Source organism: Rhizobium quercicola (assembly GCF_021168455.1).
In the GTDB taxonomy this organism is placed as follows: domain Bacteria; phylum Pseudomonadota; class Alphaproteobacteria; order Rhizobiales; family Rhizobiaceae; genus Ferranicluibacter; species Ferranicluibacter quercicola.
On the sequence record NZ_JAJOZR010000005.1, the window covers coordinates 44,869 to 61,068 of the forward strand.

Below are 16,200 nucleotides of genomic sequence, written 5' to 3' on the forward strand. Positions count from 1 at the left end.
CAACGACACTGATCTGAACCGCGTTTCCCTCGTCAACGCCCTGCACCGGAGCGAGAACGGCCTGTCCCTGGGAACGACCGACTTCCATCTTTCGGAAGTCTCCCTTTTCAACAAGGATGGCGGGGGCATCCTGCAAGCCGACACGCGAAAGCTCAAAACCCTTGGTGGCGTACGCGTCCACGACACGTTCATGGATAACGATGGCGTCGTGCGAACGTTTCCGGACAATGCGGTGAGCGGCGAGAATGGTCGGTTCGGATTTACCTTCACAGGTCCTCTGACGTTTGGCGCCAGCGATAAGATCGAGTTCGACGTGACGGTCGATGCCGACAATCCAGCCGATCTCGATCCGCCGTATCATCCGGGCAAAACAACGCACGTCACCATCGACCGCGCATTTGTCGACACGTGGCTGCCGGGCCAGAACGGTGTCATTGTGGACTACAAACAATACGCGTCCGTTCTCGATCGAGCGTTGTCCGCGGCAAATGCTGGCGCCTATGCCAACCTGACATTGGATGGTCGCGGCGGCACCGTACCAAACCACGTCAACGTCGGTACCAGTGAGAGTTCCGGCCTGAACGGATCATCCATCGAGATCACGAATCTGACCGGCAGCGCCGCTGGACTGAGCAACAGAGCGACAGACTATGGATCACGCGGGTCACAGATGGTCCTCTCTTTCGAGCCGTTCAAAGTCTACCCCGACGGAGACAACAAAGACGGGGTGCGCATCGATTTCGACTTCAGCGTCAACGGCGCGCCCGCGACGCATCACAGCTTCGACCGGACCTATGTCAACGCGTTGCTGGGCAAGGACACCGGCGAGATCCAGACGGCCGACGAGATGGTGACATTGCTGCACGCGCTGGTCGGCAGCAGCTGGCCGAACGTCATCATCGAGGCGACATCACCGGGCACCATCTCGGTACGGTCGGACAAGGATGTCGACCGTTTGTCCGGCTCGAGAACCGGCATCGGATTCAACAGTATCGGCGTCAGCATCGAACCGCTTGCCGAACAGAATTTCCTCGATATCGATATCGTCGCCAATCCCGATTGGCTCGATCGCTACATCGGATATATCGAGGTCGTGTCGGCCGAAGTCATCGACGCCGGCGCTGTCCTTGGCGCGCTCGACAAGCGCATGGTGATGCAGAGGGATTTTACCCAGACCCTGATGTCGAACCTCGACAAGGGCGTCGGCCGGCTTGTCGATGCGGAGATGAACGAAGCCTCGACCAGGGTCAAAGCGCTGCAAACACAACAGCAGCTGGCCATCCAGTCTCTCCAGATTGCCAACAGCAATTCCCAGAACATCCTGCAGCTCTTCCAGTGATCGATATGACGACACCCGCTATTGCCCAGCCTTCCGGTCATATGAGAAACCCCTTGAATTCCCTTGCAACCGATTGCCAACACGCCATTTTTTCAGGAACGCACATGCGCGCATTTTCGACCGTCAGGAGCCTTGCGACCAGCTCCTTTTTCGCCCTCCTTGGTCTCTCCGCGAAGGTCGCCGAAGGGGCCGATACGGTCCGGTTCGGCACGGACTGGCTGGCGGAGGCGGATCATGGCGGCTTCTATCAGGCGGTGGCCGATGGCACCTATGCGCGGTATGGCTTGAATGTCGAGATCGTTCAGGGCGGCCCGGCCGCGATGAATCGCAACCTGCTGCTTGCCGGCAAACTCGATTTCTATCTCGGCACCCAGCAGGAGCAGCTGGTCGGCATCGAGCAGGGCATCCCGCTCGTCGATGTCGCCGCCTTCTACCAGAAGAACGCCCAGGTCATTCTGGCCCATCCCGATCGCGGCATCGAGACCTTCGCGGATCTGGCACGGCTCGAGACGATCTATATGACGCAAGGCGGCTTCGGCGCCTATTTCGCATGGATGAAAGCCAATTTCCCGGGCTTCCGCGATGAGCAGTACAGGCCCTACAATTTCAGTTCGGCGCCGTTTCTGGCCAACAGGAACGCCGCCCAGCAGGGGCTCATCACGTCGGAACCCTACGAAATCGAACGACAGACCGGTCTCGAACCCAGGATCTTCCTGCTCGCCGACAGCGGCTACAGGCCCTATGCAGCGATGATCACAACGCAGAAGAGCCTCATCGACACCCATCCCGATCTCGTCCAGCGGTTCGTCGATGCCTCGATCGAGGGCTGGTATGCCTATCTCTACGGGGACAATACGGCGGCAAACGCGCTGATCCGGGCGGCCAATCCGGAGATGAGCGACGGCCAGATCGCCTATGCGATCGACAAGATCAAGCAATACGGGATCGTGGACAGCGGCGATGCGCTCGAGAAGGGCATCGGATGCATGACGGCCGAACGCTACCGGCAGCTCGCAGACGAACTGGTGAAAGCGAAACTGATCAGACCGGACACCGATCCGGCCAAGGCCTTCGATACCCGCTTTTCCTGCAAGGGCGTCGGTCTCGACCGCAAGCCGGAGCATTGACGCGCCCGCGGTTGCGGACAGAGAAAAACCGGCCGCGCGAAAGCGGCCGGTTTTCGTGGTGAGGGTCGGGAAACCTCAGGCGGCGTAGCGCTGCTGCGCGTTGGAGGAGCGTCCACCGAGGGTGAAGTGGGAGATCAGTTCGCGCAGGCGGGCGCTCTCGCTTGCAAGCGTGCTTCCTGCGGCGCTGGTCTCCTCGACCATGGCGGCGTTCTGTTGCGTCACCTGGTCCATCTGGTTGACGGCGATGTTGACCTCGGCAAGGCCGGTGGACTGTTCGCGTGCCGAGGTGGCGATCGCCTCCATATGGCCGTTGATCTCGATCACATGCGCCTCGATCGTCTTCAACACGTCGCCGGTGTCGCGCACCAGCTTGACGCCGCTCTCGACCTCGGCCGTGGAGTTGCGGATGAGGTCCTTGATTTCCTTGGCGGCCTTGGCCGAGCGCTGGGCCAGCTCCCGGACCTCCTGCGCGACGACGGCAAAGCCGCGGCCGGCTTCCCCGGCGCGCGCCGCCTCGACGCCGGCGTTCAGCGCCAGCAGGTTCGTCTGGAAGGCGATCTCGTCGATCACGCCGATAATCGAGGAGATCTGGCTGGACGAATGCTCGATACGGCCCATGGCGGTGACGGCTTCGGCAACGACCTCGCCCGAGCGGGAGGCGCTCTTGTTGGCGTGAGACGCCACTTCGCGGGCCTCGTTGGTGCGCATGGAGGACTGGCCGACATTCGCGGTGATCTGATCGAGGGCGGCGGCCGTTTCCTCGAGAGAAGCGGCCTGCTGCTCCGTGCGGCGGGAGAGATCGTTGGCGCTTTCGCTGACTTCGCGGGCGCCGTTGTCGATCTGGTCGGCCGCCACGGCCACGGCGGCCAGCGTCTCGTTGAGCTGGGAGACGGCAGCGTTCAGGTCATGGCGCAGCGCTTCGAAATCGGGGGCGAAGGGCACGTCGAGACGGAAGGAGAGATCGCCGGCCGCCAGACGGCGCAGGCCGTCGGCAAGGCTCGATGTCGCCTGTTCGAGACGCGCCTGGGCGGCCCGTTCGGCCTCGGCCGAAAGGCGCTCGCGGTCGGCCTCGGCCGTCCGCCGCAGGGACTCGGCTTGGGTCTGAAGCTCCTTGTTGTTGACGGCCGCCGTCCGGAACACTTCGACCGCACTGGCCATCTGGCCGATTTCGTCGGTGCGCTGCGCGTAGGGAATGGTGCTGTCGGTATCGCCGCCGGCAAGGCCAGTCATCGCGGCCGTGATCGAGTGGATCGGGCTTGCGATCCCGCGCAGGATATAGAGCGTCGAGGCGACGAGAAGGGTCGCGACGACACCGATCAGAATGAAGGTGATCAGCGTCGCATCGGCGGATGTCTGGTGCATCACGTTCGTGGCGTCGTTGACGCGCACGGTGTTGCCCGCGATCAGGTCGTCAAGCGCGGACTGTGCGGGGGTGATGATGCCGCCCATGGTCTCGAGCATGTTGCTCGCCTGCTGGAAATTGCCCACCTTGGCGAGCGCGATCATGTCGTCGCCGGCCTTGCCATAGGTGGCCAGGGTCTCCGTCACGCGCTGCAGAAGCGCACGCTCGGAATCGGTGCTGACATAAGGCGTGTACACCTCGACCGCATGCTGGATCCGCACGCGGGCGTCGCCGAGCAGGGATTCCGCCGTCTTCGTGGCTTCCGGCGTCAGGGCGGCGAGATACTGGAAGTAACCGAGCCGCATGGACACCAGTTCGATGCGGATGTCCTTGACGGCGGAAACGGCCGGGAACACTTCCGTCACCACTTTATCCGCAATCGACCGCGTCTTGGACAGGGATTGCAGCGCCACGACAGAGAAAATGGCCGTGAGGACGGCGATGGCGGCGAAGATGCCGATAAGCGATGTACGGATGGATGGCCTGGTCACGAAACACCTATGCTGGACGGACGCACATCCACCCGGCCGTCATGACCAAGGAAGCGCAACGGCACCGACCTACATCGCGGCGTTCGGCGGCAGTATGCGCTTCAACTCTTAAGTTTATGTAACTCAAATTTTTCTAATATGAGAGCGGAATACTCCATCACAGAGACGGCTATGCTTCGAACCATTGGCAACGACCGGTCATGAGACTGGACGGTGCCGATCGTCAAGGCACCCTGCCATCACCAGCCGCAAGACCGGCGCCGGAACACGGTGCATGGACATCCAAGATTCTTCCATCCGCCAGGCAGCCGCGAAGACAACACGAAGGACATACGCTCAACGGTCGGAAACACGCGCCGATGTATCCGCCTGCTTACCCGATCCCGTTGCGAGGTAGACGAGCACGCCCACCACCGTCAGCGGCCAGAAGGCATAGGCGAGAATGGTCAGTGGCCAGCTCGCATTGCGGAAGTCTCCGCTTTCGTAAAACACCAGCGCGAGGATGGCGAGGATCCCGAGACAGCCGAGCCACATCCACGCCATCATCGCATAGGCGGCGTAAAGCAGCCCCCAAAGGGTCAGCGATATCAGGATCGCGGCAAGAAGCGCCGTCAGGCGCAGCGAGGGTCGAAACCCGTAGGGACGATGTCGCATGCCTGCAAACCTCCGCCGGCAAAATACAAGTTATGCCTATCAGAGTGCCCGGTGCGATCACCAAACGCAAGCGCTGGCTAAGATAGCTGACGTTTACCTTAACCGCAGAAAGGCTTGGGCGGCATGCAGCCTCTCCCGCGCCGTGCGCGGCACGCCGCAGGCGGCAGCTTCACGTTGCGAGAAACCCGCTTCGCTGCACCATCCTGCGCTTTATGCTTGCGTCCTTGCCCAGCCTTCTATTATTTAAGTCAGCGTTAACGCACACACCGGGAACACCGATGCCAGCCTGGATCTTTTCCTGCGAATTCTCCCTGCTCGGATGGGCCGCACGCCGGCCGGACGAAGTGTCACGCTTCGCACCGACCCTGCGCATCCTCGCACTCGCTGTCGCCGTCTTGCTGTCGCTGGCCGCCTGGGCCCTCATCATCGCCTTTATCGTCTGGCTCATGCCCTGATGATCGGATCCGCGACGCGATCGGAGGACGCCTGCCCCGCGGCATGACACCCCGCTGTATGGCATGACAGAGGAAGCGCGGGATCGACGTCAGCGCCCGAGCATTTAGTCCAAGAGAAAAATCACCCGTCGGCCGCGGTTCCGATCAGCGTCGCCTCTTCTTCCTTCAACGCAACGCCGCTCAGCTGCCGGCGCAGGGACTCGCTCACGAGCCACATGGCCTTGCGCGCGGCCAGCGGCGGAACGAGCCCGCCCTCGCGGATATTGGAGATGCAGTTCCGCTCAGCATCCGAGCGCCCCGGCACCGGCCCATGCGTGAGGTATACGCCCAGACTATCGGCGGAGGAGAGGCCCGGCCGCTCCCCGATCAGCACCAGCACCAGCCGCGCCCGCAAAAGCGCGCCGATCTCGTCGCCGACGGCCACGCGCGCGTTCTGGACGAAGGCGACCGGTCCGACCGTAAGCCCGGCACTACGCAGCATCTGCAGGAGCGCGGCCAGAAACGGCACCGCATTCACATGCACGGCCGTCGCCGAAAGGCCGTCTGCAACGACGATCCCGATATCGACGCCCTCGGCCTGCAAGGCGTCCAGGCGCACCCGATCCGCATCGGCAAGCCGGCGTCCGAGGTCAGGCCGCCGGAGATAGGTCATCCGATCGGGTGCCGCACTGCGGGCCGAGACGCTCTCAAGGCCGATCGCCGCCAGCGCCGCGCCCAGGGCATCCGCATCGAAATCGGCATGCACCGCATCGCGGGCGCGGGCATGCGCATAGGCAAACTTCAGCACCTCCGCCGTCGGCATCGACGCTCCGACGCGGCCAAGACCGACACGCGCGTCCGTCAGCGCAGTCAGGGCTGTGTTCGTCTCCCGCGAGACGCGGGCGGCATCCGTCATTGCAAGATCCTTCGCCATGTCAGGAGGCCTCCAGAATGGTCAGCAGGGGATGATCGAGCCCGTGATGGGTCAGCTGGCCGGCAGCGTCCGTCAGGCCCATGCGCTGCAGCCACGCCTCGAACTCCGGCGCGCGGCCGAGGCCGAGAACCTCGCGGATGTAGAGCTGGTCGTGAAACGAGGTCGACTGGTAGTTCAGCATGATATCGTCCGCGCCGGGAACGCCGATGACGAAGGTCACGCCGGCCGCGCCGAGCAGCGTCAACAGCACGTCCATGTCGTCCTGGTCGGCTTCGGCGTGGTTGGTGTAGCAGATGTCGCAGCCCATCGGCACGCCGAGCAGCTTGCCGCAGAAGTGGTCCTCGAGCCCGGCCCGCACGATCTGCTTGCCGTCCGCCAGATATTCCGGCCCGATGAAGCCGACGACCGTATTGACGATCAGCGGATCGAAGGCGCGGCAGACCGCATAGGCGCGGGCCTCGCAGGTCTGCTGATCGACGCCATGGTGGCCGCCGGCCGAGAGCGCCGACCCCTGCCCCGTCTCGAAATACATGACGTTGTCGCCCACGGTCCCGCGCTTCAGCGAGAGCGCGGCGTCGCGCCCTTCCCGCAGCATGTCGAGCGTCACGCCGAACGACTGGTTGGTCTTCTGCGTGCCCGCCACCGACTGGAACACCAGATCGACCGGCACGCCCTGCTCGATCATGCCGATCGACGAGGTCACATGCGTCAGGATGCAGGTCTGCGTGGGAATGTCGTAGCGATGCACGATCTCGTCGAGCATATGATTGAGGTCGCTCAGCACCGCGATATTGTCGGACGCCGGATTGATGCCGATCACCGCATCGCCGCAGCCATAGAGCAGTCCATCGACGATACTGGCGGCGATACCGCGCTTGTCGTCATAGGGATGGTTCGGCTGCAGTCGCACCGCCATCGTGCCGGCCAAGCCGATCGTGTTGCGGAAGCGCGTGACCACACGGCATTTCCGGGCGACGAGAATGAGATCCTGGTTGCGCATGAGCTTGGACACGGCCGCGACCATCTCTGGCGTCAGCCCGCGCGCCAGAGCGGAGAGAACAGCGGAACTTGCGGCCGGCGTCAGCAGCCAGTCCCGGAACTGCCCCACCGTCATATGTGCGACCGGCCGGAACGCGGTCGCATCATGGCTGTCCATGATCAGCCGGGTGACGTCATCCGCCTCATAGGGAATGAGCGCCTCGGTGAGGAATTGCTTCAGCGGCACATCGGCAAGGCACATGCGGGCGGCAACGCTCTCTTCCGCGCTCGATGCCGCGACACCGGCCAGCACGTCGCCGGAGCGCAGCGGCGTGGCCTTGGCCATCAGCTGCTTCAGGTCGGCAAAGGCCCACAGGGTTCCGCCGGCAATGATGCGATAGGTCACACGTCGTCTCCGCTTCTGGCATCCGGCCGGCGAACCTTGCAGAGAGGCGCGCAACACGGATCTTGCCGTTCGATTCAGGACCCTCTGATACAAACCATGCCGCGCCGGCCATCGCAAGGCGGAAATCGCCGCAGCGCACAATGCTTGCCGCACTGCAAGGAAAATCATTTCTTTTGTTCAATGCGTTAGCCGTGACAGACCATCAATTCGGGCGCGCCGCAGCCCTGCCCTGCCATCGGAAAGCCTTGATATCCTTTGACAGTCGGGGCAGGAGCGCTTTAAGAACACCGGACCGAACCGACGCCTTTGGCGCACATTTCATGTTTCAGATTTTCATTTCGAGGATATTCATGGCTGCCGGAAACTGGTTGGACCTCCTGAAAGGAACATCGAGCAAAAGCGCGACCGCGCCCCTCTTGCAAAAGGCGGATGCCGCGAATGCTGCCCACAACTGGGCGGAGGCTGCGCGTCTCTACGAACAGGTTCTCAAGGCAGACCCGACGAAGGTCGCGATCTGGATCCAGCTCGGCCATTGCCGCAAGGAGATGGGCGACATCGGTAGTGCCCGCAGCGCCTATGTGACCGCAAGCGAACTGGCGCCGGATCAGTCCGAAGCCTATTTCCACCTCGCACACATGCTCCGCTTCCGCGGCGACATCTGGGGCGGCTACGAGAACTTTCTGAAAGCTTTCGAGGCCGACGGCAACCCGCAGGCCGAGAAGGAACTGAGCCTGATGCTCGGTTCGGAATATGCGTATCCCGAAACGATCCGGATGATCGACGAGGTCTTCAGCACGGAAGACTATCTCGAACTGAACGGCGATATCGCGACGGCCGGCGTCGATCCGCGCCTCCATTACATCCTGTTCGGCTGGAAGGAAAAGCGGTCTCCCTCCCACATTTTCGACCCGTGGTATTACGAGCGCCAGTACCGCAAGCACCTGAAGCCCGGCACCATGCCGCTGCTGCATTATGTCAAGAATCGCAGCAAGGGCTTTCGCGGCAACGCGCTCAGCGAAAAGCGCTGGTTCACGGCAAAGGCGCCGGAACGTCACGAATGGGACGCCCTCTCCCCCGCCGTCCTCGGCGACACGACGCGCGCCGTCGTCATCCTTCCGGTCTACAAGGGTTACGACGAGACGCTGGCCTCCGTCTATCACGCCCTTTCGGCACGCGGCGATGCGGCCTACAGCCTGCTCGTCATCAACGACTGCGGCCCGGATCAGAAGCTCAACGCGGAACTGGCGCGCCTCGGCGAAAAGGGCCTGTTCGACTATCACTTGAGCGAAAAGAACCGCGGCTTCGTCCAGACCTGCAACCATGCGATCGCGGATCTCTCGGGCGGGCTCGATGTGGTCCTGCTCAACTCCGACGCCTTCGTTTTCCCCGGCTGGTTCGAGCGGATGATCGCCCACGCCGACAAGGACCCGCGCGTCGCCACCATCACGCCGCTCTCCAACAATGCGACGCTCTGCAGCTACCCGCTGCGCGACAAGAACAACCTGCTCTCGCTCGAGTGCACGCCGGCCAAGATGAACGATATCGCCGGCCGCGCCAATGCCGGCGTTGCCGTGGAAGCGCCGACCGGCGTCGGCTTCTGCTTCTACATGCGCCGCTCGGTCATCGAGGAGATCGGCGCGCTCGACCCCGTCGCCTTCAAGGTCGGCTATGGCGAAGAGAACGACTTCTGCATGCGCAGCCTGAATGCCGGCTACAAGAACCTGCTCGCCTGCGACGTCTTCACCTTCCATGTCGGCTCGGTCTCCTTCTCCTCCTCCAAGGCGGAGAATTTCGATGCGGGACAGAAGGCGCTGCTGCGCAAGCATCCGAACTACCCGTCGCTCGTGCGGCATCATTTCGAAGCCGATCCGGCGCAGACGGCACGCCGTACGCTGGATCGCGCGCGGCTGATCGACATGGCCAAGGGCGCCGCGCTGATGGTCACCCACAACTGGGGCGGCGGCATCGACACCTATCTGAAGGACAAGGCCGCCGAACTCTCCCTGCTCGGCACGAAGTCGCTCATGATGAAGGTCCATGACAACCACATGGTCTCCTTCTCCCAGGACGACATCTACGTCCCGAACCTCGTGGATATCGACATGCGCACGGAGATGGCCTTCGTGCTGCAGCTGCTCGCCGACCTCTCCCCGAGCCGCATCATGGTGAACTCGTTTGCCGGCCTCACCTGGGACTTCCACAGCGCCCTGCTCGCATCGCTCTCCGCCCTCAGCGCGGAAAAGACGCTGGTGCTGCACGACTACTCGGCCATCACCCACCACTACCAGCTGATCCGTCCCGACCAGATCTATGCCGGCCTACCGACCATGGCGGATCTGCGCCAGTGGGCGCTGATGAAGAACCCGCAGGCGACCGACCCCTGCGATCCCGACATCCGCCATGCCGCCTACAACGCGTTTCTGGTGGATGCCAAGGTGGAATCGCCCAGCAAGGCATCGGCCGAGATCTTCCGTACCTTCTTCCCGAAGGCGGACATCCGCGTCGTCCCGCACGAGGAGACCTGGGACGTGCTGCCGGACGTCCTGCCGCGTCGCCCGGACGGGCAGATCCGCGTTACCCTCATCGGTGCCATCGGCTCGCACAAGGGCAGCGATATCCTGCTGGCATTGGCAAACGACTCCCGCGACCGCTATCTCGGCATCGACTACAGCGTCGTCGGCTACACCAACAACGACGAAGCGCTGACCAAGGCCGATGTGGAGATCACGGGGGCCTATACGACGAACGAGGAAGCCTTCATCGAGCTCGAGCGCATCCAGCCCGACCTGATCTTCATCCCGAGCGTCTGGCCGGAAACCTTCTGCTACACGCTGTCGATCGCACTGAAGACCGGCGTGCCCACGGTCGTCTTCGACCTCGGTGCGCAGGCCGATCGTATCCGCGAAGCCGGCACCGGCCATATCCTCGATCCGAAGCTGATCAACAGCCCGACCGCCCTCTCGGATGCGCTTCTGGCATTGGGCGAGACCCTCGCGCAGCCGGCCCCGGCGGCCGTCTCGGCAGAACCGGCCCGAAAGAGTGCGTCTCTCTGAGATCGGCCCCCTCTCCCCGCGTGTCTGAAGAGACGCGGGGGCTCATGCCCGCCCCGCAGCAGGCTTGCCCGACCTCGGGCTGGCTTGGTCTTGTCAGTCTTGAATCGTATGATCGAACGCGCGCCGTCACGCCGGCGTGCGAACGAAGCCCTTGCTCGCGACCATCAGATTGCGCGTATAGTCCGCGGTGATCCGGCCTTCCACGAGATCCGACGCGCTTAGATGCTCCACGACACGGCCGTTGCGCATGACGGCGAGTTGGTCGCACATATGCGTGACGACGCCGAGGTCGTGGCTGACCATCAGGAAGGTGAGGCCCCGGTCGCGCCGGATCTGCTCCAGCAGATTGAGCACCTCCGCCTGCACCGAGGCATCGAGCGCGGATGTCGGCTCGTCCAGCAGCAGGATCGAGGGCTCGACGATCAGCGCCCGGGCAATCGCCACGCGCTGGCGCTGCCCGCCGGAAAGCTGGTGGGAATAGCGGAACCGGAAGCCCGTGCCCAATCCCACCTCGTCCAGCGCCCGCGCGATGCGCGCCTCGGCGTCGGAAATGCCGTGGATCGCCAGCGGCTCCTGCAGCAGACGATCGATGGTCTGGCGCGGATGCAGCGAGCCGTAGGGGTCCTGAAAGACCATCTGGACGTCGCGATAGAACGCCTTGTCGCGGCGGCGCAGCGCCAGCGTCCGGCCATGGACCTCCAGCGTGCCGGAGGCAACCGGCGCAAGGCCCGCGATCGCCCGCAGAAGCGTCGATTTGCCGGAACCGGACTCGCCGACGAGACCGTAGGACTGGCCCTTCCCGACCGCGATGCTGACGCTGTCGAGCGCCTTGAAATCCTCGTAGATGACCGTGACGTCACGTGCGGAAACGGCAATGCTCATAGGGCCCACTCCGGCTTGCGGTCGAGGACAGGCAGCGGATGCCGGTCGCTGCCGATCTCCGGCATGCAGGACAACAGCCCCTGCGTATAGGGATGGCGCGCATTGCGCAGGTCCTGGGCTGCGATCTCCTCGACGATACGACCGGCATACATCACGATCACCCGGTCGCAGAAGGACGAGACCAGCCGCAGATCATGGCTGACGAAGATCAGGCCCATGCCGCGCTGGGCCACGAGCTTGTCGAGAATGGCGAGCACGTCGAGCTGCACCGTCACGTCGAGGGCCGAGGTCGGCTCGTCGGCGATCAACAGCTCCGGCTCCGCGATCAGCATCATCGCGATCATCGCGCGCTGCCCCATGCCGCCGGAAATCTCGTGCGGATGCAGGTCGAAGACGCGCGCGGCATCGCGGATCTGCACCGCTTCCAGCATGGCGATCGCCCGTTCCTTGGCCTCAGACGCGCCGATCCTGCGATGCGTTCGCAGCGTTTCCACGATCTGGCGGCCGATGGTCATGACAGGGTTCAGCGAATATTTCGGGTCCTGCAGGATCATGGCGACACGGTTGCCGCGCAGCTCGCGCCTCTGGCGCGGCGACGCCGTGAGCAGATCGATGCCGTCGAAGGTCAGCGTCTTCGCCGTGATCCGCGCATGCGGCGGCGTCAGGCCCATGATCGCGCGTCCCGTCTGGGATTTGCCCGAGCCGCTTTCGCCCACGATGCCGAGGCGCTCGCGCCCCAGCGAAAACGTCACGCCGCGCACGGCCTCCACCAGCCCGGTCCGCGTGGGGAAGCTCACGCGCAGATCCTTGACGGTCAGAAGCGGGCTCATTGTCCGGCCTCGCGCGGATCGAGGGCATCGCGAAGACCGTCGCCCAGAAGGTTGAAGGCGAGGCTGACGAGCAGGATCGCGATGCCCGGCATGGTCGCCACCCACCATTGGTCGAGAATGAAACGGCGGCCGGACGCGATCATGGCGCCCCATTCCGGCAGCGGCGGCTGGGCGCCGAGCCCGAGAAAGCCGAGGCCGGCGGCCGTCAGAATGACGCCCGCCATGTCGAGCGTGATGCGCACGATCAGCGAAGAGAGGCACATGGGCATGACATGCAGCAGCACGATGCGCAGGGGAGACGCCCCCATCAGCCGCACGGCAGCGATATAGTCCGCATTGCGCACGGTCATGGTTTCGGCCCGTGCGATGCGCGCATAGGGCGGCCAGGAGGTGACGGCGATGGCGAGCACCGCGTTCTCGATCCCCGGCCCGAGGGCCGCAACGAGCGCGAGCGCCAGCACGAGCTTCGGAAAAGCGAGGAAGATATCGGTGATCCGCATCAGCACCGCATCGACCCAGCCGCCGGCATAGCCGGCGACGGCACCGACGACGAGGCCGATCGGCGCGGCGATGACGGCGACGAGAATGATGACGAACAGCGTCAGCCGCGACCCGTGCAGAAGCCGCGACAGGATATCGCGCCCCTGCTCGTCGGTCCCGAGAAGATAACCGGGAGAGCCCGGCGGCAACAGGCGCGCGCCGGCCAGATTGCCGGTGACGGGCGAATGCGGCGACAGCACGCCGGCAAAGATCGCCATCAGGATGAGCAGGACGAGAATGCCGAGACCGAGCAGCGCCAGCCGGTTGGCCGAAAACCGGCGCCAGGTCATATAGGCCCGGCCGAGCCGCGCCTGCATCCGCGATTGCGGCCGGTCGGAGAGAAGCCAGTCGCGCCGGCTCATGGGAGCGGAGGGTACAGCCGTCATCGCGCGCGCGTCCTCGGGTCGAGCGTCCGGTAGAGAATATCGGACAGGATATTGATGGCGATGAAGATCGAGCCGATCACGATCGTGCCGCCGAGCACGGCGTTCATGTCGGCATTCTGCAGCGAGTTGGTGATGTAGAGCCCGATCCCCGGCCAGGCGAACACGGTCTCGGTGAGCACCGAGCCTTCCAGAAGGCTCGCATAGGACAGGGCGATGACGGTGACGAGCGGCACGGCGGCATTGCGCAGCGCATGGAACCAGATGATCCGGCTCTCCGAAAGCCCCTTCGCCCGGGCCGCGACGATATATTCCTGCGACAATTCATTGAGCATGAAATTGCGCGTCATCCGGCTGATATAGGCAAGCGACACATAGCCGAGCAGGCTCGCCGGCAGGATGATGTGGCGGAAGACGTCGCGAAACACGTCCCACTGTCCCTGCCACAGCGAATCCAGGAGAAAGAGCCCGGTCTTCGGCGTGAAGGTATATTCGTAGACGACATCGATCCGGCCGGGAAAGGCGACCCAGCGAAGCTGCGCGTAGAACAGGAGCAGCGACAGCAGCGCCAGCCAGAAGATCGGCACGGAATAGCCGATCAGCCCGACGATGCGCACGGCCTGATCGATCAGGCTGCCGCGCTTGACGGCGGCGAGAACGCCGAGCGGCACGCCGATGAGACTGCCGATCAGCGTCCCGAGCGTCGCAAGCTCGAAGGTCGCCGGCAGCACGCGGCGGATGTCCGTCATGACGGGATTGGTGGTGAGCACCGACGTCCCGAAATTTCCCTGCAGCGCATCGCCGAGATAGCGAAGGAACTGCTGGTAGAGCGGCAGGTTCAGCCCCATCTCCTCGCGCACCCGCTCCACCACATGGGCGGGCGCCCGGTCGCCGAGAACGGCCAGCACCGGATCGATCGGGATCACCCGGCCGATGAAGAAGGTCACGGCGAGAAGGCCGAGATAGGTGGTGACGATGACCACGAGGAAGCGCGCGACGATGGCCGCCCGCCCCCGCGCCCGGGCGCCTTTCGAGCGCCCGGCCACCATCTGCGACGTTTCGGGAAGGGTCATGCGGCCGGCCTATTCCTTGGTGACGCCACCGAGGAAGGTCGTGTCGAAGCTCGGGCCCAGCTTGAAGTTCTGCACGTCCTTGCGCACGCCCGCGACTTCGGTCTGCTGGTAGATCACGACGAACGGACCACGATCGAGAACGGCCTTCTGAAGGCCCTTGTAGATGTCGGCGCGCTTCGCCGGATCCTTTTCCAGCAGGGCAGCCTTCGTCTGTTCCGTCAGATCCGGAACGTCCCAGGCATTGCGCCAGGCGAGCGTCTTGTTCTTGCCCTCGTCCGAATTGTCGTAGTTGATCGTGAAGGTCTCGGCATTCGAATTCGGATCGAAGTAATCCTGGCCCCAGACGCCGATATAGATGTCGTGCGTGCGGGCACGGAACTTGGTGATCGTCTGCTTGCCGTCGCCGGGAATGATGTCGATCTTGATACCGGCCTGCGCCGCCGTCTGCTGGATCGATTCCGCGATACCCGTGGTCGGCTGGTTGCTGCGCACGTCCATCGTCACGGTAAAGCCGTCCGGCAGGCCGGCCTTGGCCAGCAATGCCTTGGCCTTGGCCACGTCGAATGTGAAGGGCTTTTCGTCCAGCTCGCCGAGAACGCCCTTCGGCAGGAACGTCTGGTGCACCTCGCCGACGCCCTTGATCAGCGTCGAGCCGATCGCATCGTAATCGACCAGATACTTGAAGGCTTCGATCACTTCCGGCTTGGCGAGGTTCGGGTTCTTCTGGTTCAGGCTGAAATAGAACACCGTGCCCTTGGGCGCGCTGGTCTGAACGATGCCCTCCTTGCCGGCCGTCGATTCCAGATCGTTCGGCTCGAGATTGCGGGCGATGTCGATGTCGCCGTTCTCGAGCGCCAGGCGCTGGCCCGAGCTTTCCTTGAGGTGGCGATAGATGACGCGGGCAAGCTTCGGCTTCTCGCCGAAATAGGTATCGTTACGCTCCAGCACGACGACCTCGTTGGCGCGCCATTCGCGCAGCTTGAAGGGACCGGAGCCGGCGAAGTTCGTCTTCAGCCAGGCATTGCCGAAGTCGTTGTCGTACTTGTTCTCGGCGGTCTTCTCGACCGGTGCCACATGCTCCAGCACAAGCTTCTTGTCGACGATCGAGCCGACCGTGGCCGTCAGGCAGTTCAGCACGAAGCTCGGGGCATAGGGCTTGTCGACCGTCAGCGTGAAGGTGGTGGCATCCACCGCCTTCGCCTTCTCCGTCACATTGTCGCCGCTCAGGCCGAACTGGGTGAGAATGAAGGCCGGGCTCTTGTCCATCTTGATAACGCGCTCGATCGACCAGGCGACGTCCTCGGCGGTGATTGGATTGCCGGAGGCGAAGGTCATGCCCGGCTTCAGCTTGAAGGTGAAGGTCAGGCCATCGTCGGACACCGTCCAGCTCTCGGCCAGGTCGCCCTTGACCTTGGACGTATCGGCAAGGTCGAGCCGCACGAGCAGGCTGTAGGTGTTGGCGGTGATTTCGGCCGTCGAGATTTCGAAGGCCTCGCCCGGGTCCATGGAAATGATGTCGTCGATCGCCCAGGCCTGAACCAGCGTGTCCGCGGGCGTTGCGGCATAGGCGGGCGCGGCCGCCGCCATGATGAGGGCGATCGCCGCCCCTGCCGTCAACCGTCGCATCGTCGTGCCGAAAGTATGCATCATCGCTCTGTTCCCTTTGTCATTCTG

The 16,200-nt window shown here is 63.7% G+C and carries 13 protein-coding genes; 4 read left to right on the top strand and 9 right to left on the bottom strand.

What is annotated here, in order from left to right:
* Positions 1-847 precede the first annotated feature (847 nt).
* A complete protein-coding gene (locus tag LRX75_RS23525; protein WP_476748527.1) occupies positions 848-1,339 on the top strand; it encodes a flagellin in 492 nt (163 codons plus the stop codon).
* 104 nt (positions 1,340-1,443) lie between these two features.
* The gene (locus tag LRX75_RS08725) at positions 1,444-2,466 is read left to right on the top strand and encodes an ABC transporter substrate-binding protein (protein ID WP_231813522.1); all 1,023 of its coding nucleotides are present in this window, start codon (positions 1,444-1,446) and stop codon (positions 2,464-2,466) included.
* 75 nt (positions 2,467-2,541) lie between these two features.
* On the opposite strand, the gene LRX75_RS08730 is transcribed toward LRX75_RS08725, so the two are convergent.
* Together LRX75_RS08730 and LRX75_RS08735 are read right to left on the bottom strand one after the other, a co-directional pair.
* The gene (locus tag LRX75_RS08730) at positions 2,542-4,359 is read right to left on the bottom strand and encodes a methyl-accepting chemotaxis protein (RefSeq protein WP_231813524.1); all 1,818 of its coding nucleotides are present in this window, start codon (positions 4,357-4,359) and stop codon (positions 2,542-2,544) included.
* 336 nt (positions 4,360-4,695) lie between these two features.
* On the bottom strand, positions 4,696-5,013 hold the full coding sequence (locus tag LRX75_RS08735) for a hypothetical protein (protein ID WP_231813526.1): 318 nt from the start codon (positions 5,011-5,013) through the stop codon (positions 4,696-4,698).
* A 278-nt stretch (positions 5,014-5,291) separates the two neighbouring features.
* Between LRX75_RS08735 and LRX75_RS08740 the strand changes: the two genes are divergently transcribed.
* Positions 5,292-5,468, top strand: coding sequence for a hypothetical protein (locus tag LRX75_RS08740; protein ID WP_231813528.1), 177 nt, complete (start codon positions 5,292-5,294; stop codon positions 5,466-5,468).
* Positions 5,469-5,589: 121 nt separating this feature from the next.
* Here LRX75_RS08740 and eutC read toward each other — a convergent pair whose 3' ends face one another.
* Both eutC and LRX75_RS08750 read right to left on the bottom strand, forming a co-directional pair.
* Positions 5,590-6,381: an ethanolamine ammonia-lyase subunit EutC gene (gene eutC, locus LRX75_RS08745; RefSeq protein WP_231813530.1), complete on the bottom strand. Its 792-nt coding sequence runs from the start codon at positions 6,379-6,381 to the stop codon at positions 5,590-5,592.
* Between the two features lies 1 nt (position 6,382).
* Positions 6,383-7,765: an ethanolamine ammonia-lyase subunit EutB gene (locus LRX75_RS08750; RefSeq protein WP_338110293.1), complete on the bottom strand. Its 1,383-nt coding sequence runs from the start codon at positions 7,763-7,765 to the stop codon at positions 6,383-6,385.
* Positions 7,766-8,133: 368 nt separating this feature from the next.
* Between LRX75_RS08750 and LRX75_RS08755 the strand changes: the two genes are divergently transcribed.
* Entirely contained in the window at positions 8,134-10,818 is a 2,685-nt protein-coding gene (locus LRX75_RS08755; protein WP_231813532.1) for a glycosyltransferase, read from the top strand.
* 126 nt (positions 10,819-10,944) lie between these two features.
* On the opposite strand, the gene LRX75_RS08760 is transcribed toward LRX75_RS08755, so the two are convergent.
* The 5 genes from LRX75_RS08760 to LRX75_RS08780 are packed head-to-tail and all read right to left on the bottom strand — an operon-like array spanning position 10,945 to position 16,176.
* The gene (locus tag LRX75_RS08760) at positions 10,945-11,700 is read right to left on the bottom strand and encodes an ABC transporter ATP-binding protein (RefSeq protein ID WP_231813534.1); all 756 of its coding nucleotides are present in this window, start codon (positions 11,698-11,700) and stop codon (positions 10,945-10,947) included.
* Positions 11,697-12,530 (bottom strand): ABC transporter ATP-binding protein, encoded by an 834-nt coding sequence (locus LRX75_RS08765; protein ID WP_231813536.1) that lies wholly within the window; start codon positions 12,528-12,530, stop codon positions 11,697-11,699. The genes LRX75_RS08760 and LRX75_RS08765 overlap by 4 nt, the downstream gene beginning before the upstream one ends.
* A complete protein-coding gene (locus tag LRX75_RS08770) occupies positions 12,527-13,456 on the bottom strand; it encodes an ABC transporter permease (protein ID WP_231813538.1) in 930 nt (309 codons plus the stop codon). The genes LRX75_RS08765 and LRX75_RS08770 overlap by 4 nt, the downstream gene beginning before the upstream one ends.
* The gene (locus LRX75_RS08775) at positions 13,453-14,526 is read right to left on the bottom strand and encodes an ABC transporter permease (protein ID WP_231813539.1); all 1,074 of its coding nucleotides are present in this window, start codon (positions 14,524-14,526) and stop codon (positions 13,453-13,455) included. Before LRX75_RS08775 ends, LRX75_RS08770 begins: the two co-directional genes overlap by 4 nt.
* Positions 14,527-14,535: 9 nt before the next feature.
* Entirely contained in the window at positions 14,536-16,176 is a 1,641-nt protein-coding gene (locus LRX75_RS08780; RefSeq protein ID WP_231813540.1) for an ABC transporter substrate-binding protein, read from the bottom strand.
* Between the last annotated feature and the right edge of the window lie 24 nt (positions 16,177-16,200).